General features: G+C 71.8%; 1 protein-coding gene (running past one end of the window). It reads left to right on the top strand.

Annotated features, from left to right (window positions below; translation table 11 throughout):
- Positions 1 to 26,813 carry the 3' portion of an autotransporter-associated beta strand repeat-containing protein gene (locus JL100_RS36575; RefSeq protein WP_267133590.1) on the top strand. 3,820 nt of this gene lie to the left of the window's left edge, so 26,813 of the gene's 30,633 nt are visible here — the last part of the coding sequence; its start codon lies off the left edge, out of view; the stop codon is at positions 26,811 to 26,813.

The raw sequence follows: 26,813 nt of genomic DNA, 5'->3' as shown, positions 1-26,813 counted from the left end.
TGAACGCCAACGATCAGGCGGCCGTCGCCCTGTTCCTGAACAAGGCCGGCACCAGCTCGACCAGCGGCACCACCTATAACCTCGCGGCGGCGGAGGATTGGGCGGCGGGTGCCGCCGCCGGCGTCACCGACGTCGACGCGACCGGCAACGGCGTGACCGTCAGCAACGTGGCCGTCCCCACGATCACGTCCGCCACCTACAACGTGACATCCGGCGTCCTGGTGGTGACCGGCACCGGCTTCCTGTCGAAATCGGGCGCCACCAACGACATCGACATCACCAAGCTGAGCATCCTGGGCGATGTCGGCAGCTATACGCTGACCACCGCCAGCACCGCCGACGTGGAGATCACCAGCGCCACCAGCTTCACGGTCACGCTGGGCATGACCGACAAGAATGCCGTGGCGCTGCGGCTGACCAAGGACGGCCTCACCTCCACCGGCAGCGTCACCTACAACCTGGCGGCGGCGGAGGACTGGGCGCGCGGGGCCGACGGGACGGTGACCATCGCCGACCTGACCACCAACGCCATCACGGCATCGGGCAACAACGCCACGCCGACGATCACCAACCTGGACACCAACAGCGTCGCCTGGGCCGGCACGGGCAATACGGTGACCCTGGACGACGGCTTCAACGCGACCGTCGCGGATACCGAACTCGGCGCGCTGAACGGCGGGAACGGCAACTGGAGCGGCGCGTCCCTGACCGTCCAGCGGTCCGGCACGGCGGTGACGACCGACACTCTCGGGTTCAACACCGGTTCCATCAGCAGCAACGCCGCGCTGTTCACGGTCAGCGGCGGCAACCTCCAGTCGGGCGGCAACACCTTCGCCACCTTCACCAGCACCAACGGCGTCCTGACCGTCAACTTCAACAGCACCGGGACGGCGGCGACCACGGCCCTGGTCCAGGACGTGCTGCGGCGCGTGACTTTCGGCACCGACAGCCCGACCGGCAACATGGCGCTGGCCTACAGCCTGAGCGACGGCAACACCGCCGCCACCGGGACGGTCACCGTCACCAGCAACACCATCACCGTCAACGCGACTGGCGAGACCAGCGACGCCGACCGCAACAGCGTGACCCTGCGCGAGGCGGTGGCGATCGCGGCGGCGCAGTCGGCGGGGGCGGAGACGCTGGTGCTGACCAGCGCGCTGGCGTCGCAGACCAACACGCTGACCTCCGGCCTGACACTGGCGGAAAGCCTGACTATCGACGCCGACTCGGCCAGCGGCTTCGCGCTGGCGGGCGACACGGTCACCCTGGATTCGGGCGTGGTCCTGACCGTGACGAACGGGGCGGCCGACACCGCGACGATCACCAGCACGCTCGCCGGCAGCGGCGGGATCACCAAGACCGGCGCCGGCACGCTGACGCTGAGCAACAGCGCCAACACCTATTCCGGCGCCACCCAGATCAGCGCGGGCACGCTGGCCACCACGGGCGGCGGCGGCATCGGCAATTCCAGCGCGGTGACGGTGGACGGCGGCGCCACCCTGTCGCTGACCGGCGGCGACACCATCGGGTCGCTGGCCGGGGCCGGCACGGTGTCGCTGGGCGCCAATACCCTGACGACCGGCGGCAACGACACCACCACCTCGTTCAGCGGCGTGATCGAGGGGACCGGCGGCAGCGTCACCAAGAGCGGGACCGGCACGATGACGCTGACCGGGGCCAGCACCTTCACCGGCACGCTGACCGTCAGCGCCGGCGGCGTGACGCTCAACCATAGCGGCGGCACGGCGCTGGCGGACACCGCCACCGTCACCCTGTCGGGCGGCACGCTGACCCTGTCGTCGTCGGCCGAGACGATCGGCACCCTGTCCGGCAGCGGCGCGCTGGCGCTGGGCGCCAACGCGCTGACCGTCACCCAGTCCAGCGACGGCACCCTGTCCGCCACCATCACCGGCACGGCCGGCAGCAGCCTGACCAAGGCCGGCGGTTCCAAGCTCACGCTCAGCAGCACGAGCAATTCCGGCGGCTGGTCGGGCGGCCTGTCGGTGACGGCCGGCACGGTGTCCGTCGGGGCCGACAGCAATTTGACCAGCGGCACCGTCTCCCTCAACGGCGGCACCTTGAACCTCAATAACTTTGGCGGCGGCAGTACCGACAACGCCATCGAGCTGGGGTCGTCCGGCGGCATCATCAGCGTCACCACCAGTGCCGCCGAGGTGTCGGGCAACATCACCGGAACGGGAGCCCTGACCAAGACCGGCGCGCTCCTGACCTTGAGCGGAACCAACGGCTATTCCGGCGGCACCTTGGTCGGCGGGTCCAACGGGATCAGCATCGCCAGCGCGACCAACATCGGCACCGGCGCCATCACCTTCAACACGTCGGACACCGCGCTGACCATCACCGGCAGCGGCGTGACGATCACCAACGCCATCTCCGCCAGCAACAACGCCACCATCACCAACGCCAACGCGGTGACGCTGTCGGGCGCGCTCTCGAGCACGGGCACGCTCACCAAGGCGGGGGCGGGGGCGCTGACCGTGAGCGGGACCAGCAATACCCACTCCGGCGATTGGGCGGTTTCCGCCGGGACGCTGGTGGCGTCGGGCGGCAGTGCTATCGGCAACGCCGCCGCGGTCACCCTGTCCGGCTCCGGCGTGTTCCAGGCGAGCGGCAACGAAACGATCGGCGCCCTGACCGGCAACGGTTCGGCCGCCACCGACGTGACCATCGACAGCGGCATGACGCTGACCGCGACCTATGCCAGCGACGCCACCATGGCCGGGGTGATCGGCGGCGCCGGCGCCTTCGCCAAGGCGGGGGCGGGCGTGCTCACCCTGTCGGGCACCAACACCTATACCGGGGCGACGACGGTGTCGGCGGGCGGGCTGAGCGTCGCCGGCGACGGCAACCTGGGCGGCGGCGCCGTGACGCTGAACGGCGGCACGCTGACGGTGACCGGCGCCACCACCATCGACAACCTGATCGAGCTGGAGGTGAACGGCGGCACGGTCGGCGCTTCCGCCGCCGTCACCCTGTCCGGCGTGATCTCCGGCTCGGGCGCTCTCACCAAGACCGGCAGCAGCGCGCTGACGCTGAGCGGCAACAACACCTATACCGGCGCCACCGCCATCAACGCCGGAGTCGTGATCCTCTCGCACAGCAACGCGCTGGGCACGTCGGCCGGCGGCACCACGGTGGCCAGCGGCACCACGCTGAGGCTGGGCAACGGCCTCACCATCGCCGACGCGCTGACGCTGAGCGGCACCGGCGTCAACGCCGCCTATGGCGCGCTGAAGGTCAACGAGGGCAGCGGCTCGGCCACCGTCACCGGCACCATCACGCTGGCGGCCGACGCTTCGGTCGGCGCCTTCAACAGCGGGGATTCGCTGACCCTGAGCGGGATCGTGTCCGGCGCCTTCGCCCTGACCAAGGTCGGCAGCGGCACCGTGACCCTGTCGGGGGCCAACGACTATACCGGCGCCACCACCGTGTCGACCGGCACGCTGGTTGCCGGGCACGCCACGGCGCTGGGCACGACCGGCGGTGCTACGACCGTCAGCAACGGCGCCACGCTGAAGATCGCGGACAACATCACGGTCGCCGAGAACCTGACGATCTCGGGCGAGGGCGTCGGCAGCGCCGGGGCGCTGGTCGGCGGCGTCGGCTCCACGCTCAGCGGCACGGTCGCCCTGAACGAAGACGGCACGGCGATCGGCGCCGCGAGCGGCGCCAGCCTGACGGTTTCGGGCGTCATCACGGACGGCGGCAACAAGCTGATAAAGGCCGACGCGGGCACGGTGGTGCTGACCGGCACCAACGCCCTCACCTATGAAGTGGAGATCGCCGGCGGAACGCTGACCCTGGGTTCCGCCGGCGCGCTCGGCACGCCGACGACCGTGAACTTGAAGAGCGGCGCCACCCTGTCGGTGACGACCGACCTTAGCTATGCAAACGGCATCGTGCTGGATACCGGCGGCGGCACCATCAATGTCGCCAGCGGCGTCACCTTCACCGTGCAAGGTGCGGTGACCGGCTCCAACGCCCTGCTCAAGACGGGGACCGGCGGCCTGACGCTGACCAGCACCGGCAACTCGGCCGGGGCCACCACGCTGGAGGTGAGGGGCGGTACGGTGTCGGTGGCGAGCGACGGCACGCTGGTGGGCGGCGCCGTGACGCTGAACGGCGGCACGCTGACGGTGACCGGCACCGGCGCCATCGACAACGCCATCACGATGAACAGCAGCGGCGGCGGCACGGTGGAAAACGCCAACGCGGTCACCCTGTCGGGCGTGATCAGCGGCTCGGGCGCGCTGACCAAGACGGGGGCCGGCGTCCTGACGCTGACCGGCACCCAGACCCATACCGGCACGACGTCGGTCCTGGCCGGAACGCTGAGCGTGGCGGGTGATTCCAACCTGGGCTCCAACGCCGTGACGCTGAACGGCGGCACGCTGACGGTGACCGGCACCGGCGCCAACATCGACAACGCCGTCACGCTGGGCAGCAGCGGCGGCACGGTGAGCAACGCCAACGCGGCCACGCTGTCGGGCGTGATCGGCGGTTCCGGCGCGCTGACCAAGACGGGGGCCGGCACGCTGACCCTGTCGGGCACCCAGACCCATACCGGCACGACGTCGGTCCTGGCCGGAACGCTGAGCGTGGCGGCCGACGCCAACCTGGGTTCCGGGGCGCTGACGCTGAACGGCGGTACGCTGACGGTGACCGGGACCGGCGCGCAGACCATCGACAACGCGCTCAACCTTGGGACGGACGGCGGCACGCTCTCTTACGGTCTGACCGGTGGCAGCGACGCGCTGACCCTGACCGGGCTGATTTCCGGCTCCGCCACCCTGACCAAGACCGGGGCGGGCACCCTGACCCTCGACAACACCGGCAATTCGGCCGCCGCCGCGGCGCTGACCGTCAGCGGCGGCGCGGTCGCCGCAAGCTCCGACAGCCGGCTGGTCGGCGGCACGGTGACGCTCGACGGCGGCGCGCTGATCGTGGCCGGCGCCAGCACGTATGACAACCTGATCTCGCTCGGGGCCGGCGGCGGCACGATCAACGGCGGGTTGAACACCACCGCCACCGCCATCCTCTCGGGCATCATCAGCGGGGCCGGCGCGCTCACCAAGATCGGGGCCGGGACGGTCCGGCTGAACGGCGCCAACACCTATTCCGGCATCACCACCATTTCCGTCGGCTCTCTCGAACTGGGCCATGCCAACGCCCTGGGGTCGACCGCCGCCGGGACGGTGGTCGCGGACAGCGCCAATTTGGCCATCGCCGGGGTGACGATCGCCGAAGACCTGACGATCACCGGCAGCGGGCTTGGGAATCTGGGCGCTCTCTTGAGCTCCGGGACCAGCGGGGTCAGCGGCTCCGTCACCCTGGCCGGCCACGCCAGCATCGGCGTGCTCACGAGTGGGACCCTGACCATCTCCGGGGTGATCGACGACGGCGCTTCCACCTTCAACCTGACCAAGGTCAACGCCTCCGGCGTCACGAACGGCACGCTCGTCCTGTCCGGCGCCAACAGCTACGACGGGACGACGACGATCAGTGCCGGCACGTTGGTGGCGGCGCACAACACGGCGCTCGGCAGCACCACCGGCACCACCACTGTGAGTAGCGGCGCCGCCCTGGAACTGGGCAACGGCGTGACGGTGGCCGAGAATGTCAGCATCGCCGGCACCGGCGTTTCCAGTGCCGGGGCGTTGCGGGTCGATACCGGCACGGCCACGCTGAGCGGCACCGTGACCATGACCGTCGCCAGCATGATCGGCGCCGGTACGGGCGGCAGCCTGACCGTCAGCGGCGTGATCAGCGGCAGCTTCAACCTGACCAAGGTCGGCGTCGGCACGGTGACCCTGAGCGGCGCCAATACCTATACGGGCGCCACCACCGTGAGCGCCGGAACGCTGCTGGTCACCGGCTCGCTCGGCAGCACCTCCGGCCTCACCGTCGCCACGGGAGCGACGCTGGGCGGCACCGGCAGCATCTTCGCCGCCAGTTCGTCCAACCTGCTGACGGTCAGCAGCGGCGGCACGCTGGCGCCCGGCGTGGCGGGCGCCAACAGCGGCGCCGGCACGCTGACGGTCAACGGCAACCTGACCATTTCGTCGGGCGGCACGCTGTCGGTGGACATCGCCGGGTCCACCGCCGGCACCGGATACGACCAGGTGGTGGTGAACGGCACGGTGACCGTCACGGGCGCCACCCTGACGGTCAATCACAGCTACACGCCAGGCAACGGCGACACCTATCGGCTGATTTCCAACGACAGCACCGACAGCATCACCGGGACCTTCAACACGGGGAACCCGAGCACCACGCTGGCCGAGGCCGCCACGCTGACCGCCGGCGGCAACAGCACGGTGCTGACCGCCTATTACGCCGCCACCGATGCCGGCGCCACGTCGGGCGGCAACGAGTTCATGCTGCGGGCACCGTATGACACGGCGCCGACGCTGACGGTGGTCTCCTCGGGGACGCGGACGGTGGCCCTGGCCGATGCCGCCAACGGCCTGGCCGATGTTGCGAACGCCGCCGTCACCGATACCGAGGGGCAGTGGAACACCGGCACGCTGACGGTGAGGCGGGTGACCTCGGGCGGCACGGCGGACGGGTCGATCAACGACGTGTTCACCTTCCTGACCGGCGCCGGGCTGACCATCTCCAACAGCATCACCCGGGCCTCGAACGGCACCGGCACGGTGTCGGACGGCGCCACCTCGTTCGCCACCTGGGCCTATACCAGCAGCACCGGCACGCTGGTCTTCACCTTCGACACCAACGCCACCACCGCGCGCGTCCAGTCCCTGGTGCGCAGCATCGGCTACAGCAACGCCACGCCATATGGCGACGCCATCATCCGCCTGACGCTGACCGACAAGTTCGCGACCAACGCGGTCAGTGCCGACGTGACGGTGACCAGCAGCACGATCTATGTCGATCAGTCCAACGACACCGACAGCGACGGCGACGCCGCCGACGGGTTCTCGCTGCGCGAGGCGCTGGCCCGCGGCGTCACCCAGACCGGGGCCGACACCATCAAGGTGGCCTTGGCCGACACCACGACGATCACGCTGACCAGCGGCGCCACCGTCGGGGCCGGCGACACGCTGGATACCGACCTGGCCAACGGGCTGACCATCACCGGCTCCACGCTGACCCTGGGCGGCAACGTCACCGTCACCAACGGCAGCGCCGACACCGCCACCATCGGCAGCACGATCGCCGGGACGGGCTTCGGCATCACCAAGACCGGGGCGGGTACGGTGACCTTGTCGGGCTCCAACTCCCTGACCGGCGCCCTGGCCGTGACGGGCGGCACGCTGGCGTTCGGGGCGACCAACAACATCTCCACCACCTCGGGCCTGACGCTGGACGGCGGCACGCTGGCCGCCACGGCGGCCGTCACCTATGCCAAGGGCATCACCCTGGGCAGCGGCGGCGGCACTGTCGATTTCTCCGGCGGCAGCACCACCCTGTCGGGCAATGTCACCGGCACCGGCGCCCTGACCGTAACCAGCACCGCCGCCGGCAATTCCCTCACCCTTTCCGGCAGCGCCAACGCCCATCAGGGCGGCACCACGCTGCAAAGCGGCATCCTGCAATTGAACAGCGACAGCGCCGCGGGCACCGGCACGCTGACCATCAACGGCGGCAAGATCCGCGTCGGCTCGGCCATGACGCTGACCAACGCCGTGACGCTGGGCGGCACCCTGACCTTCTCAGGCTCCCATGCGCTCACCTTCTCCGGCGCCGTGAACCTGGGCGGCGCCGACCGCACCATCGACAATTCGATCCCTGCCGACCTCACCTTCAGCGGCGCGATCAGCAACGGCAGCCTGACCATAGCCGGCAGCGCGGCAACCGGCGCCGTCATCCTGTCGGGCAACAACTCCCACACCAACACCACCGTCAGCGGCGGCAACGGCACCACCAATACCAACACCCTGTCGGTGGCGAGCGACGACAGCCTGGGGACCGGTACCGTCACCCTGAACGGCGCCGGCTCCATCCTGAAGGTCACCGGCGCCACCACGATCGACAACGCTCTCTTCATCGGCAGCAGTGGCGGCAAGGTGGAAAACACCGCCGCCGCCACCCTGTCGGGGATCATCTCGGGCAGCGGGGCCTTGAACAAGCAGGGGGCGGGCACCCTGACCCTGACCGGCACCAACACGCATACCGGTTCGGTCACGGTCGGCGCCGGCACGCTGGCCCTGTCGGGCGGCAGTTCGATCGGCAACGACAGCGCCGTCACGGTGGAGGCCGGCGCCACGCTGAGCCTGACCGGCGGCGGGGAAACCATCGGGTCGCTGGCCGGGGCCGGCAATGTCAGCCTGACCTATGCCCTCACGGTCGGCAACGCCAGCGACACCACCTTCTCCGGCGTCATCTCCTCGACCAACACCAGCGGTATCGTCAAGGTCGGCGCCGGCACCCTGACCCTGTCGGGCGCCAACACCTACACCGGCAGCACCACGCTGTCGGCCGGCGGGCTGAGCCTGAGCGGCGGCGCCGCCATCGCCGACGCCGGCGCGGTCACCGTGGCGAGCGGGGCCACCCTGACGCTGAACGCCTCGGAAACCATCGGCTCGCTGGGCGGGGAAGGCGCCGTGGCGCTGGGGGCCAATACCCTGACCGCCGGCGGCAACGATACCTCCACCAGCTTCTCCGGCGTCATCGGCGGCACCGGCGGCCTGACCAAGGCGGGCACCGGCACCTTCACCCTGTCGGGCGCCAACACCTACGAAGGCGCCACCACCGTCTCGGCCGGCCTGCTGGTGGCGGCCCATAATACCGCGCTGGGGACCACCACCGGGGCGACCACGGTGGCGACCGGCGCCTCGCTGGGCTTCAGCGGCGGCGTCACCGTGGCCGACGCGGTCACCGTCGCCGGGGCCGGCCTGAGCTCTGGCGGCGCGCTGTACAATGTCAGCGGGAGCAATACCCTGTCGGGCGCGGTCACCGCGACCGCCAATTTCACCCTCGGCGCCTCCGCCGGCACGCTCACCCTGGGCGGCCAGATCTCCGCAGCGGGCTCGACCCTCACCAAGTCCGGCTCCGGGACCGTGGTGCTGGGCGGCACCGGCAGCACCACCGGCGGCATCGCCGTGGACGCCGGCACCCTGCTGGTGACCGGCGGCGTGAGCGGCAACGCCACCGTGTCCGCCGGCACGCTGGGCGGCACCGGCACCGTCACCGGCAACGTCACGGTCGCTTCCGGCGCGACGCTGGCGCCCGGCGTGGCCGGAACCAACAACGGCATCGGCATGCTCACCATCGCCGGCGACCTGACGCTGGCCGGCACCCTGTCGATCGATCTGGCCGGCACGGCGCCGAACTTCACCGCCGGCACCGACCACGACCAGGTCTCGGTCAGCGGCGCGGTGACGCTCACCACCGCCAGCGCCGCCATCGCCGTCCCGACCTATTCGGTGACGGGCGGCAGCAACAACAGCTTCGTGGTGGTGAACCAGACGGGGGCAGGCACCATCACGGGGACGCTGAACGGCGTCGCGGAAGGCGGCAGCTTCACCAGCAACAGCCGCTCCTTCCGCGCGAGCTATGCGGGCGGCACCGGCAACGACCTGACCCTGAACGACAATTCGCCGCCCAGCCTGGACCTGAACGGGGCGGCCGACGGGACCGGGGCCACCGTGACCCTGGCCGATGCCGGCGGCAGTCTGGCTTCCGCCACGGCGAGCGATGCGGACGCCAACTGGAACGGCGGCACCCTGACGGTGCGGCGGGTGACCGCGGGCGGGACCGCCGACGGCAGCGTCAACGACGTGTTCAGCTTCCTCGCCGACGTGGTGGCGACCGGGACCATCGCCAAAGGGGCGGACTCGACCGGTACCCTGACCAGCGGCGGCACCGCCTACGCCACCTGGAGCTACACCAGCGCCTCCGGCCTGCTGTCGATCACCTTCAACGGCAACGCGACCTCTGGCAATGTCCAGACGCTGGTCCGCAACATCGGCTATGCCAACGCCACGCCCTATGGCGACGCCACGATCCGCTTCACCCTGGCGGACGCCGCCGCGTCCAGCACCACCGCCGACCTGACGGTGACCAGTTCGGTGATCTATGCCGACCTGAGCGCCGACAGCGACAGCGACGGCGACGCCGCCGACGGCTTCTCGCTGCGCGAGGCGCTGGCACGCGGCGCGGCGCAGGCGGGGGCGGACACCGTCAAGGTCAAGCTGGCCGACAATTCCACCGTCACGCTCGGCAGCGGCGTCACGTCAGGGGCGGGCGACACGCTGGACTTCGACGAGGCGAACGGCGTCACCATCGCCGGAAGCACGATCACGCTGGGCGGCGCGCTGAGCCTCTCCAACGGTACCGGCGACACCGCGACCGTCAGCGCGCCGCTCGCCGGCAGTGCTGCGCTGACCAAGGCCGGCGCGGGAACGGTGACCCTGTCGGGCACCAACACGCGGACGGGCGCCACGACGGTGTCGGCCGGCACCCTGGCGCTGTCCGGCGGCTCGTCCCTCGACGACGCCGCGGCGGCGACCGTCTCCACGGGCGCCACCCTGTCGCTCGGCGCGGACGAGGCGATCGGCTCGCTCGACGGCGGCGGCACGGTGGCGCTGGGCTCGCACACCCTGACCGTCGGCGGCGCCGACACCTCGACCAGCTTCTCCGGCGTCATCGGAGGAACCGGCGGGCTGACCAAGGCCGGCACCGGCACGCTGACCCTGACGGGAGTCAACACCTACACGGGGGCCACCACGGTCTCGGCGGGCGGCCTGACGCTCGACAACGCGAGCGGCACGGCGCTGGCCGACGGCAGCGCGGTTTCGGTGACCGGCACGCTGACCCTGTCGTCCGCCGCCGAGACGATCGGCGCGCTGTCCGGGACCGGCACGGTCGCGGTCGGCGCCAACGCGCTGACCGTCAGTCAGACCACCGACACCAGCTTCACCGGCGGCCTGACCTCGTCCGCCGGCGGCAGCCTGACCAAGGCCGGCAACGGCACCCTGACCCTGCAGAACGCCGCCAACAGGACGAACTTCCTGGGCGCCACGACGGTGTCCGGCGGCACGCTGGCCGTCGGCAAGGGCAGCCCGTCGGCCGTCAGCGGGAAGGACTCCCTGGGCGCCGGGGCGCTGACGCTGGACGGCGGCACCCTGAGCGTCAGCGGACAGGGCCAGCAGGTCTTCGCCCAGGCCGTCACCATCGGCAGCGGCGGCGGCACGATCCACACGACGGTCAACGCCAAGCTGAGCGGCCAGATCACCGCGGCGTCCGGCGTCACGCTGACCAAGACCGGCTCCGGCGGCGTGCTGACGCTGAGCAACACGTCCAACAGCACCAGCTTCGCCGGCAACATCACGGTGGCCGCCAACGGCAGCGCGCTGGAGTTCGGCGACAGCTCGGGGATTTCCGCCGGCCAGGCCAATACCGGCACGATCACGCTGGGGGCGAGCACCACGCTCCAGCTTCCCACCCTCGGCAGCGCCGCGACCCTGACCCTGGGCAACGCGGTGGTGCTGACCGGCAACGCGACGGTGCAGACCTCCGCCAACGTCCTGACCCTGTCGGGCGCCGTCACCGGCAGCTTCTCATTGAGCAAGTTCGGGTCCGGCACGCTGGCGCTGGGCGGCACCAACGGCTATGGCGCCACCTCGGTCTCGGGCGGCACGCTGAGCGTCGGCGCCGACGGCAATCTCGGGTCCGGCACGGTGACCCTGAACGGCGCGAACGTGACCCTGCTGCTGGGCGACGGGGCGGCGGTCAACAACGCCGTGGCGATCGGCACCGACGGGGGCCGGGTGACGGTGGCCAGCGGCGCCGCCGCCGGGCTGTCGGGCGTGATCTCCGGGTCGGGCGCGCTGACCAAGGACGGCGAGGGCACGCTGACCCTGTCGGGGAACAACACCCATAGCGGGTCCGCGACGGTATCGGCCGGAATCCTGGTCGCCGGGCACAACAACGCGCTCGGCAACACCACCGGCGCCACCACCGTCTCCAGCGGCGCCACGCTCCGGATCGGCTCCGGCGTGACGGTCGCCGACGCGGTGACGATCAGCGGCACCGGCGCCGGCGGCATCGGCGCGCTCCACGCGGCGTCCGGCACCGGCACCCTGTCCGGCGCCGTGACCCTGGCGGCCGACGCGACGCTGGGCGCCGCCTCCGGCGCCACCCTGGCCCTGACGGGCGGGATCACCGACGGGTCCTCGACCTTCAACCTGACAAAGGCCGGCGAAGGCACCGTGGCGCTGACCACATCGGCGTCCAGCTACGACGGCACCACCACGGTGTCGGCCGGCACGCTGTCGGTGGATGCCGACAGCCGCCTGGGCACCGGCAAGCTGACCCTCGCCTCCGGCACCATTTTCCAGGTGACCGCCGCCACGACGATCGACAACGCCATCGAGCTGACCGGCGCCGCGACCATCCGGACCGACGCCGACGTGACCCTGCAAGGCGCGCTGTCGGGCGGCGCGCAGGCGCTGTCCAAGACCGGCACGGGCAAGCTGACCCTGACCAACACCGGCAACGAGGCGGGGCTGACCGGCGGCGTGACGGTCTCGGCCGGCACCCTGGCGGTGTCGGCCGACGACGCGCTGGTCGCCGGCACGGTGACGCTGAACGGCGGCACGCTGTCCGCGACCTCCGCCGCCACCATCGACAACGACATGGCCCTCGGCTCCGGCGGCGGCACCATCGACCTGTCCACCGCCTCCCTGACCCTGGCCGGGGTGATCAGCGGCAGCGGGGCGCTCGCGGTCGGCGGCACCAGCGCCACCAACGTCCTGACCCTGTCCGCCAGCAACACCAACAGCGGCGGCGTGACGCTCAACAACGGGGTCGTCCAGGTCGGTTCGAACACCGCGCTCGGCACCGGCACGCTGTCCGTGCTGGGCGGCGGCATCGGGGCCAGCGGGTCCGGCAGCTTCACGCTCGCCAACGCCGTCGCGATCGGCGGCACCTTCACCATGGCCGGTTCGGGCGCGCTGACTTTCACGGGCACCGTCAACCTGGGCGGGGCGACCCGCACCGTCAACAACTCGACCACCGCCGCCCTGACCTTCGGCGGCGTCATCGGCAACGGCGGGCTGACCGTCGCCAGCACGGGTACCGGCAAGGTCTTCCTCACCGCCGCCAACACCCATGCCGGCGGCACCTCGGTGACCGCGGGCACGCTCAGCGTGTCGGCCGACGCGAACCTGGGCACGGGCTCCCTGACGCTGGCCGGCGGCACGCTGGAGTTCACCGGCACCGGCGCGCAAACCGTCGCCAAGGCCATCACGCTGGGCACCGGCGGCGGCACGATCCTCTACGGTCAGACCGGCAGCACCGACACGCTGACGCTGTCCGGCGCCATCACCGGCTCGACGACGCTGACCAAGGCGGGCGCGGGCACGGTGGACCTGACCGGCAGCACCAACAACAGCTCCGCCTGGGCGACCTCGGTCCAGGGCGGCGTGGTCATGCTGACGGCCGACGTCAACCTGGGCTCCAGCGCGGTGACGCTCGCCGCCGACACGGCGCTGCGGGTCAAGACCAGCACGACGATCCACAACAACACCACGCTGACCGGCAACGCCTCGGTCCAGACCGACGAAGCGGTGACCATCAGCGGCACTCTCGCGGCCAACGGCTTCACCCTCCGGAAGATCGGCACCGGCACCCTGACGGTGTCCGGCGCCACCGGCGGCATGACCGTCAACGCCGGCAACGTCGCCATCGGCTCCGCCTCGGCGCTGAGCGGCGCCGTGACGCTCGACGGCGGCACGCTCGCCATCACCGCCACCACGGCCACCGCGATCACCAACGACTTCACCCTGGGCAGCGGGCACGGCACGCTGGATACCGCCGGCCCGGTCACCCTGTCGGGCGCCATCACCGGGTCGGGCAACCTGGTCAAGACCGGCACCGGCACGCTGACCCTGACCGGGGCCAACAGCTTCAGCGGCACCACCACGATCAGCGGGGGCAGGCTGGCGGTCAACGGGTCGATCACCGGCACCGGCGCGGTCTCGGTCGCCTCGGGCGGCACGCTGGGCGGCACCGGCACCCTGGCCGGCGCCGTCTCGGTCGCCTCGGGCGGCACCATCGGGGCCGGCAACAGCCCCGGCACGCTGACGCTGAACAACGGCCTGACCATCGCCTCCGGCGGCACCCTGTCGGCGGAGCTGGACGGCACCACCGCGGGGACCGGGTACGACCAGATCGTGGTCACCGGCACCGTGACCATCACCGGCGCCACGCTGACGCTGACCGCCGGCTTCACGCCCGCGCAGGGCGACAGCTTCACGCTGATCGACAATGACGGCAGCGACCTCGTCACCGGCACCTTCAGCGGTCTCGCCGAGGGCGGCCTGGTGACCGTCGGCACCAAGTCCTACCGGATCTCCTATGCCGGCGGCACCGGCAACGACGTCGTCCTGACCGTGGTCCCGGCCGTCACCGACGCCAACATCTCGATCTCGGGCGCCACCGGCACGGGCGGCGCCTTCAGGATCGGCGACACCGTCACCGCGACCTGGAACAGCACGTCGGCCGGCGACAACAACAGCGCGCTGACCGGCGTCACGGTCGATTTCAGCCAGTTCGGCGGCGGCTCGGCGGTGAGCGCCTCCAACAGCTCCGGCACCTGGACCGCCACCTACACCATCGCCGCGGGCACCATCGAGACGACCGGCCGCAACGTCAGCGTCACCGCGAGCGGCCCCAACGGCACCTCGACCACCGCCGCCGACACCACCGGCGCCTCCGTGGACACGGCGACCGCGACGGTGACCAACGTCACCTCGACCACCACCGACGGTTCCTACAAGGCCGGCGACACCGTCAGCATCCAGGTGGAATTCAACCAGGCCGTGACCGTCACCGGCACGCCCCAGCTCACGCTGGAGACCGGCACGACCGACCGGGCGGTCAACTACGTCTCCGGTTCCGGCACGAGCACGCTGACCTTCACCTACACGGTGCAGGCCGGCGACACCTCGGCCGACCTGGACTTCGCCTCGGCCGCGGCGCTGGCGCTCAACGGCGGCACCATCCTGGACAGCGCCGGCAACGCGGCGACGCTGACGCTCGCGACGCCGGGCGCCACCGGCTCGCTCGGTGCCAACAAGGCCATCGTGATCGACACGACCGCGCCGACGCTGGGCACCGCGGCCCTCACGGCCGCGACCGACAGCGGCAGCTCGTCCGCCGACGGCATCACCAACGCCACGAATCCCGCCTTCTCGCTGACCGTGGGCGAGGCCGGGCTGACGCTGGAACTGCTGCGCGGCACCACCGTGGTCGCCACGGCGACCTCCACCGCCGGCACCAACACGCTGACCCACACCGGCGCCGCCGAGGGCACCGGCCTCAGCTACACCGTGCGGGCGACCGACGCGGCCGGCAACCAGACCACCTCGAACGCCGCGACGGTGACCATCGACCGGACCGCGCCGACCATCTCCGACGTGGCGAACCAGACCATCGAGGAGGACGCCGCCACCGGCGCGCTGAGCGTCACGGTCGGCGACGGCGTGACCTCGGCCGGAACGGTGCAGCTCACCCGCGGCTCGGGCAACGCCTCCCTGGTGGCCGACAGCGCCATCGTGCTGGGCGGCAGCGGAGCCAACCGCACGGTCACCGTGACCCCGACGGGCAACCAGTTCGGCAGCTCGGTGATCACCCTGACCGTGACCGACGAGGCCGGCAACACCGCGACCGACAGCTTCACCGTGACGGTCAACGCAGTCGCCGAGACCCCGACGGTCTCGGGGGCCACCAGCACCACCGAAGACACCCTGTCCAGCGCCATCGCCATCACCCGCAGCGGCACAGACGGGTCGGAGATCACGCACTTCAAGATCTCCTCCATCACCGGCGGCACGCTCTACAAGGACAGCGCGGCCACCACCGCGATCGCCGGCGGCGACGTCATCACCGCGGCGGAAGCGGCGACGGTCTATTTCAGGCCGAGCAGCAACGCCAACACCGCCGACGGCGGCACCTTCAGCTTCCAGGTCCAAGGTGCGCGCGACAGCGCCGGCAACGGCCTCAGCCCGACGCCGGCCACCGTCACGCTGACCGTCAGCGCGGCGAACGACGCGCCGACCATCGGCGGTGCCGGCACCCAGTCGATCACCGACAAGCAGACGGCCCTGCCGTTCGCCTCCATCCTGTTCGCCGACGTGGACAGCCCGGACCAGACCCAGACCGTCACCGTGACCCTGGACGCCGCGGCGAAGGGCAGCTTCACCACGCTCAACGGGTTCACCAGCCAGGGCGGCGGCGTCTATACCTACACCGGCATCGCGTCGGCGGCCCAGGCGGCCATCCGCGGGCTGGTCTTCACGCCGGCGGACAACCGCGTCAATCCCGGCTCGACCGAAACCACGACCTTCACCGTCACGATCAGCGACGGCAACGGCGGCTCGGCCTCCGACTCGTCGACCCAGGTGACCACGACGGCCGCCAACGACGCGCCGCAGCTCGGCGGGGCGGCGTCCGGCCAGCCGGTCTCCGACAAGGGCACCCTGCAGCCCTTCCAGGGCTTCACCGTCACCGACGCCGACACCAGCCAGGCCCTCACCCTGACGGTCGGCATCGATGTGCCCGGCCGAGGCACCTTCAGCGCGGCGTCGCTGACCGCTTCCGGCTTCACCCAGGCCGGAACCGGCAGCTTCACCTTCGCCGGCACCGCCTCGGCGGCCCAGGCCGCCCTCCGCCAGCTCGTCTACACGCCCACCGAGAACCTGTTCGCCCCCGGCACCACCGAGACCGTGCGCTTCACCGTGACCGCGCTCGACGCTTCCGGCTCCAGCGCCAGCGACGACACGACGACGGTCCTGATCACTTCGGCCAACGACGGCCCGGCGATCTCCGGCATCTCCGGCGCCATCGACACCACGGACCGGGCGACCGCCACGCCGTTCCCGGACGTCGTGGTCACCGATGCCGACCGTCCGAACCAAACGCTGACCGCCACGGTCACCATTGATCCGGCCAAGGGCTCGCTCAACGGCACCTACGACGCCGCCGCGGGCGTGTGGAGCTTCACCGGCACCGCCGCCCAGGTCCAGGCCGCGCTCCGCGCCATCGTCTTCACCCCGACCGAGAACCGGGTCACTCCCGGCACCGTCGAGACCACGATGTTCACCCTCGAGGTGTCCGACGGGACGTTCAGGACGGCGGACAGCCTGACCAGCGTCCGGACCCTCTCGGTCAACGACGCGCCCTTCGCCAACCGCGGCGTCAGCCGGGCGACGGCCACCCAGGGCTCGGCGTTCAGCCTGACCCTGCCGACCAGCACTTTCGGCGACCCCGACGACGGCGACCCGCTGACCGGCACCGCGACGCTGACCAACGGCAATCCGCTGCCGGCCTGGCTGACCTTCGATTCCGAAACGCGGACCTTCAGCGGCACCCCGGGCAACGGCGACGTGGGCACCCTGACGATCCGGCTGACCGTGACCGACCTGGCCGGCGCCAGCGCGTCCGACATCTTCATCCTCACCGTGGCGAACGTGAACGACGCGCCGGTCGCGACGGACGACCGGGTCTCCACCGGAGAGAGCAGCGCCTTCACCCTCTCCGCCGCCCGGGGGCTGTTGTCCAACGACGCCGACCCGGACACCGGCGATACCCGCGTCGTCAGCCTGGTGAACGGGCTGGCCTCCAGCGTCGGCCGGGCGATCACGCTGGCCGGCGGCGGCCAGGTCACGATCCGCCAGAACGGCAGCGTCGCGTTCGACCCCAACGGCGCCTACGCCGGGCTCAACGCCGGGGAGACCGTGGTCGAGCAGGTGCGCTACACCATCGTCGACGCCGGGGGCCTGACCTCCACCGCGACCCTGTTCATCACGGTGGAAGGCCGCAACAACGGCCCCGTCCTGCAGCCGGACAAGATCGTGACGATCGACCAGGACAGCTCGGCCATCGGGCTGAGCATCACGCGCCCGGTCGACGCGGAAGGCGACCCGCTGACCATCACGATCACGGCGCTGCCGTCCGCCGGCACCGTCAGGACGGCCGAGGGGACGGTCGTCCAGATCGGCGCGCTGCTGAGCTCGACCCAGCTCGCCAACCTGACCTACACGCCGCCGGCCGGCTTCAGCGGCGATGCCGGCACGCTGGCCTACAGCGTGTCGGACGGCGGCGCCGCGGCGACGCAGGCGGTCGGCATCACCGTGACCGCCGTCCAGCGGCTCGACGTGGTGCCGGTCGCCACCGTCGCCAGCGAGGGCACCGCCGGCAACACCGTGCTGACCTTCCGCATCACCCGGACCGGCGACACCAGCGCCGAGACGGTGGTCGACTGGCAGATCGACAACCCGACCCGGAACAGCGGCCAAGCGGACCGCGACGACTTCGTCGGCGGGCTGCCGTTCGGCAAGGCGACGCTGGCATCCGGCGCCGGCTTCGTGGACGTCACCATAACGGTCGCCGCCGACACGGCGGTGGAACCGGACGAGACCTTCACCTTCTCGGTCACCGGCGTCGCCACCAGCCTCGCCGACGGCAAGATCGTCTTCCAGCGCGAGACCGCCCGGGGCACGATCCTGGACGACGACCGCGACGTGACTCCGCCGAGCATCGTGTCGGTCACGGCCCCCGCGGCCGGCAACTACGTGGACGGCGACACCCTGACCTTCACCGTCAAGTTCAGCGAGGCGATCGACCGGACCAACCTGGGCACGCCGCGCCTGGCGCTGACCATCGGCAGGACCACCCGCTTCGCCGAACTGGTCGAGGTGGCCGGCCAGCCCGCCGACACGCTGACATTCGCCTATACCGTCACCCCGTCGGACGCCGACAAGGACGGCATCTCGGTCGGCCAGAACATCAACCTGAACGGCGGCAGGATCCGGGACGCCGCGGGCAACAACGCCGCCCGGAACCTCGGCGCGCTGCGGACCGGCGACGTCATCGTCAACACCTTCAAGGGCGTGGTGGTCGACGGCTACATCACGGGCGGCACCGTGTTCGCCGACGCCAACCGCAACAGCGTGCTGGACGAGGGCGAGTCCTTCTCGACCACCGACGGCTCGGGCAACTTCGAGATCCTGGGCGGCAGCGGCCCCTATATCCTGGTGGGCGGGCGCGACATCTCCACCGGGCTGGACTTCAAGGGCATCTTCGAAGCGCCCCCGCGCGCCAAGGTGATCAACCCGCTGACCACGCTGCTGGTCGGCGTCGCCGGCCTCAGTGCAACCGACCCGCAGATCGCGGCGGCCCAGACGGCCGTCAAGACGGCGCTCGGCATCGACGCCGGGATCGACCTGCTGACCTACGACCCGATCGTCGAGGCGACCACCGCGGGCCGTTCCGCCGGGGAAATCTCCACGGCGGTCGCTGCCCAGGCGGAGGCGGCCAAGATCGCCAACCTGCTGGTCCAGGGCAGCTCGGTGCTGGCCGGGGCCGCCAGCACGCCGATCGATTCGGGCGACGCCGGCCGCGCGGTGCTGGCGGCGCTGGCCGAGACCGTGTCGGCCCTGCCGTCCGGCGCCACGATCGACCTGTCCTCGCAGACGGTCATCGAGGCCGTGCTGCGCAACGCGGCCGCCCGGCTGTCCGGCATCGACGCCGACCGCGTCGCGGCGGTCGCGGCCGACGCCGCCCGGGTGATCGGCGCCAGCAACGGCGCCGTGGACACCGCGACGGCCGGAAGCTCGGGCGACGCGCTGGAGAACCTGACCCGCATCACCCAGGCCCAGGTGGTGGCGCAGGGCAGCGCCGCGACCGCTCTGCAGGAGGGCACCGCGGGCAGCGGGCTGACCGGCGCGGTGGACAGCTTCACCGGCACCAATCTCGACACCCAGGTCGACCAGGCCACCGTGGGCGTCGTGGTGCCGTCGCGCCTTGCCATCGCCGCCGCCGACGCCGCCAAGTCGGAAGGCGATGCCGGCACCACCGCCTACACCTTCACCGTGACCCGGTCGGGTAACCTGTCCGGCGCGCTGAGCGTAGACTGGCAGGTCACCGGAACCGACAGCCTGGACGCCGACGATTTCGGTGGCGCCCTGCCGGGCGGCACGGTGAGCTTCGCCGACGGCGAGACCGTGAAGACCATCACCGTGTCGATCGCGGGCGATCAGGCCATCGAGGCGGACGAGACCTTCGGCGTCGTGCTGTCCAACCCGACCGCCTCGGCGGCGCTGGCCACCGACGCCGCGTTCGGCGTCATCCTGAACGACGACCCCGCCGCACCCCGGATCACCCTGCCGGGCACCGCCAGCGTCCTGGCCGGCGCCGCCACCGCCATCGAGGGGATCAGCGTCGCCGACGGCAACAGCGCCACGGTCACCGTCTCGCTGACCCCGGTCAACGGCTCGGTCGCCCTGACCGGCCCGGCCACGGTCACCGCATCGGGCAACGCCCTGTCGGTCACCGGCAGCGTCGCCGACGTCAACGCCACGCTCGCCACCCTGCGCTTCACCGGCGACTCCGGCAGCGCCACGGGCGCGATCGACGTGGCGGTCTCCGACGGCGACGCGGCCACCGCCGACGCCTCGGAGCGGCTGTCGGTCTCCATCCTGTCGGCGCCGGAGAACACGCTGCCGGCACGCCCGACGGTGGTCGCCGGGGTGTCGAGCGAGATCTTCGGCATCAGCGTCGCAGACACGGACAGCGGCAGCGTGACCGTCACGCTGACGCCGAGCCAGGGCACCGTCACGGTGACCCAGTTCGGCTCCGCGACCGTCACAAGCCTGTCCGATGATCGGGTCCAGGTCTCCGGCACGGTGGCCGACGTCAACCAGGTGCTGGCCTCGCTGGAATTCACGGCACAGCGGAACGTGCTCGGCGCCAGCCTGCTCATCACCACCGCCGATGCCGACGAACTGACCGCCGACGACAGCGACCTGCTGAGCATCGACGTCGTCTCCAGCCCGGAAAGCGCCGTCTCCACCGCCCAGACCGTTGTGGCGGGCGTGCCCCAGGCGGTTCCCGGCATCACGGTCGGCGATTTCGACACGGCGGAGCTCCAGGTCACCCTGGTCCCGGCCAACGGCCAGATCGGCATCGACGCGGTCGGCTCGGCCGTGCTGACCCGGCCGAACGACACCACGCTGCGTCTGACCGGCACCATCGCCGACCTCAACGCCTCGCTCGCCACCCTGACCTTCACCGGGACCATCGGCTCCACGGCCGGCAGCGTCCAGGTGCTGACCACCGACCGCGACGCGCTGACCCCCGACCCCACGGCGACGGTGGAGTTCACGATCCTGAACGCGCCGACCCTGGACCTGCCGGGCCAGCCCTCGGTGGTGGCCGGGACCACGGTGTCCCTGAGCGGCATCACCGTGGCCGACGCCGACCCGGGCGAGGTCACGGTCACGCTGGCCCCGACCGGCGGCACCCTGGCGGCCGCCGCGGCGGCCGGCGCCACCGTCTCGACCGCGTCCGACGGCACCCTCACCATCACCGGCGCGGTCGCCACGGTGAACTCCACCCTGGCCGGGCTGACCTTCACGGCGGGCCGCGCGGGTTCGGGCGCGAACATCGTGCTGAGCGTCAGCGACGGCGACAGCCGCACCGCCGACGCGCAGGCCACCCTGTCGATCACGATCACCGGCTCGGTCGAGCTGCAGCTTCCGTCGGACGGGGTCGTGCTGGCCGCCGGCACCGAGGCGTCCCTGGCCGGCATTTCGCTGAGCGATGCCGGCACCGACCTGGTCACGGTCCGCCTGACCGCCACCAACGGCGTCCCGGTGCTGGCCGCCCAGGGCGGCGCCGCGGTCGCGGACCTGGGAGGCGGGCTGTTCACCCTGATCGGCAACTCCAGCGACATCAACGCCACGCTGGCCGGGATGACCTTCAACGGCACCCAGGGAGAGACCGAAGCCTCGCTCCGGATCCAGATCGACTTCACCGACCCGTCGCTGGCCGCCATCGACGAAACCCTGGCGATCACCCTGGTCAATCCGCCGGTCGTCACCCTTCCGGCCGAGGCCGACATCCATGTCACCGCCGGCCAGACCGGCGCGATACCCGGCATTTCCGTCGCCGACTTCGACGATGCGGACCTGACGGTCACCGTGGCGCCCAGCGGCGGCACCGTCGGGCTGGTCGCGGCCGGCAGCGCCGTGGTGACGGCGGGGGCCGATGGGAGCCTGACCGTGTCGGGCACCAAGGAGGACGTCAACGCCACATTGTCGGGCCTGACCTTCACGCCCGCGGCCGGCGCCGCGGCCGGCAGCGTGACCCTGACCGCCGGCGACTCCGACCCGGTCTCGCCCGACGTCACGGCGACGCTGGCCGTCACCGTCGTGTCGCCGTCCCAGGTCACGCTGCCGGCCGGCGGCACGGCGATCGCGGGCGTCCCGATGGAGCTGCACGGCTTCTCGATATCCGACGCGGACAGCGCGTCGGTCACCGCGACGCTGGTCCCGACCGGCGGCACGGTCGAGGCGACGGCGTCCGGTTCCGCCGTGATCGTCCTCGGGACCGATGGCCTGATCACCGTCACCGGCAGCCCGGCCGACGTTACCGCGACGCTGGAGACCCTCAGGTTCACCATGACCGCCGGGGCGACGGCGCCGTCGCTCCAGGTCTCCGTCTCGGACGGCGACAGCCGCACCGAAGACACGTCGGCGACCATCGCCCTCACCGTGTCCACCTCGCAGCCGCCGGCAGCGGGCGGCGACATCACGGCGACCGCCACCGACAACACGACCCTGTTCCTGCCCGAGGACAGCGCCGCCCCGGGTGCCGCCAACATCAGGCTGGCGCCGTCGGTCGTGGCCAACGGCGACGGCCATTCGCCCGACGCGATCCGCATCCTGTCGGCCTCGGGCGGAACCCTGACCCTGGCCGACGGCACGACCATCGTGCTGGGCGCCTCGGGCACGGTGATCCCGCTGACCGCCGGCGTGGTCGACCTGCGCTTCACGCCCGCATCCGACCGCGACACCGCCGCGACGCTCCGCTACGTCATGGTCGATACGGTCCGGGGCACGCCGAACTCGGCCGCCTCGACCGCCACCATCGCGATCACGCCGGTCAACGACCTGCCGACCGGATCGGCGGACAGCGGCGCGGTGGGAGCCGGCGGGACCCTGTCGGTCACGGCTTCCGCCGGCCTGCTGGCCAACGACCGCGACTCCGATACGGGCGACAGCCTGATCGTCTCGGAGGTCGAGGGATCGGCGGCCCGGGTCGGCCAAGCCTTCACCCTGCCGTCCGGCGCGCGGCTGACGGTGAACGCCGACGGTTCCTACAGCTACGACGCCAACGGCGCCTTCGCGTCGCTGGCGGCCGGGACGACCGGGACCGACAGCTTCACCTACACGGCCCGCGACAGCGCCGGCGGGACCGCCACCGCGACGGTGACGCTCACCATCACCGGCGTCAACGACACCCCGGTGGCGACCGACGACGCCTTGGGCGTCGCAGCCGACGCGACGCTGACCGGCGACGCGTCCGGCCTGCTGGCGAACGACGGCGATCCCGACACGGGCGACACGCTCCGGGTGGCAACGGTCAACGGGGCGACCGACGCGGTGGGCCGCCAGATCACCCTGCCGTCCGGCGCGCTGCTGCGGCTGAACGCCGACGGATCCTACAGCTACGACCCCAACGGGCGGTACGACAGGCTGCCCGCCGGAACGACCGCGACCGACAGCTTCACCTACACGGTCCGCGACGCGGCCGGCGCCACGGCCTCGGCGACCGCGACCATCACCGTCCAGGGCGTCAACGACGCGCCGGCCGCGGCGGCCGACACGGCCGTCCTGACCGAGAACAGCGTCTTCAACGTCGCCGGCGTCGGCGTGCTGGTCAACGACATCGACATCGATACGGGCGACACACTGACCGTGTCGGCGGTGAACGGCCAGACCGCCAGTGTCGGCCAGACCATCACGCTCGCCTCGGGCGCCAGGCTGCTGATGAACGCCGAGGGATCGTACCGGTACGACACCAACGGCGCGTTCCGCGACCTCGCCCAGGGGCAGAGCCGGACCGACAGCTTCACCTACACGGTCCGCGACGCGGCCGGCGCCACCTCCACCGCGACGGTGACGCTCACCATCACCGGCGTCAACAACGCGCCGGCGGCCGTCGCGGACGGTGCCGCGACGGCCGCGTCGCAGGTGGTCACGGCGACCGGTGCGGCCGGCCTGCTGGCCAACGACACGGACGCGGACAGCGGCGACGGCGCCCGGCGGGTGACCGCGGTCAACGGGTCGGCCGCCGATGTCGGCGGCACGGTCACCCTGGCCTCGGGCGCGAAGCTGACGGTGGCGGTGGACGGCTCCTACGTCTACGATCCCAACGGCGCCTTCAACACGCTGGGCGCCGGGCAGACCACGACGGACAGCTTCACCTACACGGTCGCGGACGGCTTCGGCGGGACCGCGGTGGGCCGGGCGACCATCACCATCACCGGGGTGAACGACGGCCCGACGGCGGCCGCGGACAGCGCGACGGTGACCGAGAAGACCACCCTGTCGGTGCCGACCCTGGGCGTCCTGGCGAACGACACCGACATCAACCAGGGCGACAGCCTGACGGTGAGCGCGGTCAACGGGTCCGCCGACTCGGTCGGACGGACGGTCACGCTGGCGTCCGGCGCGAAGCTCACGCTGAACGCCGACGGCTCCTACGTCTACGACCCGAACGGCCGCTTCACCGCCCTGAACCTGGGCCAGTCGGCGACCGACAGCTTCACCTACACGGCGTCCGACCGCAGCGGGGCGACCAGCACCGCCACGGTGGTCGTCACGATCACCGGCATCAACGACGCGCCGGTGCCGCAGCCCGATCCCGGCACCGTGTTCGAGGACTCGGCGGTCAGCGTAAGCGCCGCCGCCGGCGTCCTGTCCAACCTGAGCGACGCGGACCAGGGCGACACCGCGACCGTGACCGCCGTCAACGGCAGCGGATCGGCGGTCGGCCAGGCGATCACCCTGGACTCGGGCGCGCTCCTGACTGTCAACGCGGACGGTTCGTACCGCTACGACCCCAACGGCCGGTTCGAGAGCCTGGCGGCCGGGGCGACCACGACCGACAGCTTCACCGCCACCGTGCGCGACGCCGGCGGGGCGACCGCCACGGCGACGGTGACCCTGACCATCATCGGGGCCAACGACGCCCCGGTGGCGAGGGCCGACGCGCTGAGCCTGGGCGAGAGCGACAGGAAGGCCGTCGCGGCGTCGGCCGGCGTGCTGTCCAACGACAGCGACGCGGATGCCGGCGCCGCGCTGGCGGTCAGCGCGGTCGGCGGACAGACCAGCAGCGTCGGGCAGGCGATCGCCCTGGCGTCGGGCGCGCGGATCACGCTGAACGCCGACGGCAGCTATGTCTACGACACCAACGGGGCCTTCTCGTCCCTCGCGGCCGGCCAGAGCACGACCGACAGCGTCGGCTACACGGTCTCCGACGGGAAGGGCGGCAGCGCCACGGCGACGCTCACCCTGACCATAACGGGCGCCAACGCGGCCCCCGCGGCGGTCGCGGATGCCGTCGAGGTCGCCGAGGACGCCGCCCTCGCCGTCCCGGCCAAGGGACTGCTGGCCAACGACACGGACGCGGATGCCGGGGCCAAGCTGACGGTGACCGCGGTCCAGGGGGACGCCGCCGCGGTCGGGACCGCCGTCACCCTGGCCTCCGGCGTGCGGGTCACCGTGGCGGCGGACGGCTCCTATACGGTGGATACGGCCGGCAACTACGACGGGCTGGCCGCCGGCGAGACCGTGACCGAGCAGTTCGGCTACACCGTCTCGGACGGGCAGGGCGGCAGCACCGCCGGGACCGCCACGATCACGATCGTCGGGACCAACGACGCGCCAGTCCTGGCCGGCGCCATCGCCGCCCAGGGCGCCCGGGAAGCCGAAGCCTTCGGCCTGAAGCTGGCGGCCGGCCTGTTCGCCGACGCCGATGTTTCCGACACGGTGACGCTGTCGGCCGATCTGGCGTCCGGCGCGGCCCTGCCGGGCTGGCTGAAGTTCGATGCCGCGACCGGCACGTTCAGCGGCACGCCGGGCAGCACCGACGTCGGGCAGGTCACGGTGCGGGTGACCGCCACCGATCCGTCGGGGGCGACCGCCTCCACCAGCTTCACGCTGACCACGGAGGCGGCGCCGAAGGTGGTCACGCCGGTCGCCAAGCCGGCCGAAACGGTCCCCGCGGCGACCCCGACGACGGTCCAGGCCGGCGCGCCGCCCGCCATGATCATCCTGCCGCTGGTCCAGTCGACCTCCACCCTGTCGGCGAGCCCGTCCTCGCTGCCGTCCTCTCTGTCGTCTCCGTCCTCCTCCGGCGGGACCGAGGCCGCCTTCTCCGGCACGTTCACCCTGCCGGCAGGCCAGTCCGAGCTGGTCAGCATCGGGACAAGGGCGGCCGACGGCCTCCAGCTGCTCAACGGCATACCGGATCGGCAGTTCGGGACCGACGGCACCAACAGCTTCAGGCTGCCGTCGGGTGTGTTCGGCCATTCCGACCCCACCGCGGTCATCACCATCGAGGCCACCCTGGCGGACGGCTCGCCGCTCCCGTCATGGCTGAAGTTCGACGCGACGTCCGGCACGTTCAGCGGAACGCCGCCGGCCGATACGGAGGGCCAGCTGGAGATCCGGGTGAAAGCCCGCGACAACGCCGGCACCGAGGTCGTGGTGGACTTCAAGCTGAAGGTGGGCGACTCGGCCGAAACGCCGGCGACCGAGCAGGCTCCCGAAACCGCCCCGGCCGAAGGGCAGAAGAACACGGACGCCGCGCCGCGGCGCGACCAGCAGGAGACGAAGGCTCCGCTCGCCGGCAAGCCGTCGCTCACCGCGCAGCTCAAGGCGGCCGGGCAGGAGGATCTTCTGACCGAGGGGATGGCGCTGCTGGAGAGCCTGCTGAAGGCGGCGGGCCTGGATTCCCTGGACCGCGCGGCGTGA

This window comes from Skermanella mucosa, assembly GCF_016765655.2.
Lineage (GTDB): Bacteria > Pseudomonadota > Alphaproteobacteria > Azospirillales > Azospirillaceae > Skermanella > Skermanella mucosa.
This window is presented reverse-complemented; position numbering and strand designations above follow the sequence as displayed.